We start from the raw sequence: 497 nt of genomic DNA, 5'->3' as shown, positions 1-497 counted from the left end.
GTTGAAGTTGTCCGATCCGACCACCTGAAAGGTTGAACCGACGTCCTTGAAGCGGATGAACATCTCATGATCATTCATGTTTTCGATCAGAGCTTCAGGGAAGGCCTCGAACAGCCGCCGCTTGCCCGTGTGAGGGTTGACCGCGGTCCAGATCGCTTTGCGCGCCTGTGCGGCCTCAGGCAGCATGTGCCAATAGGTTCCTGGCCGCTCGTAGGCGGACACGGCATGCATGTTGAGGTTCAGCTCGTCCTTACCGGCGCGGCGGTGCCAGAATAGGAGCTGGCGCTTGCAACCTTGCTCCCAGGAATCCCACGCCGGCCGCTGATACCAACGAGGCTGCCAGTCGTTAGCGGGGATCGTTACGCGGGGCATCCTTGAACTTCACAATTTTGACCGTGAGCGGACCGCCTTCGCCATCGGTAAGCGCGACCTTGCTGCCGTACTTCTTCGGCCGCAGCTTTTCCGCTATCCACTGGCGCGCGCTGATGCGCAGAGCC

1 protein-coding gene and 1 pseudogene are annotated in these 497 nt (G+C 60.4%); both read right to left on the bottom strand.

Annotation, left to right across the window (positions count from 1 at the left end):
• Positions 1–372 (bottom strand): annotated as a pseudogene (locus tag EOA75_RS35495) (hypothetical protein); the annotation flags it as partial.
• The gene (locus EOA75_RS35865; protein WP_348628696.1) at positions 347–487 is read right to left on the bottom strand and encodes a hypothetical protein; all 141 of its coding nucleotides are present in this window, start codon (positions 485–487) and stop codon (positions 347–349) included. The gene EOA75_RS35865 and the pseudogene EOA75_RS35495, both read right to left, overlap by 26 nt.
• Between the last annotated feature and the right edge of the window lie 10 nt (positions 488–497).

This window comes from Mesorhizobium sp. M1A.F.Ca.IN.022.07.1.1 (genome assembly GCF_003997575.1).
GTDB lineage: Bacteria > Pseudomonadota > Alphaproteobacteria > Rhizobiales > Rhizobiaceae > Mesorhizobium.
The sequence above is the reverse complement of the archived record's forward strand: the minus strand, read 5'-3'. Positions and strand labels throughout refer to the sequence as shown.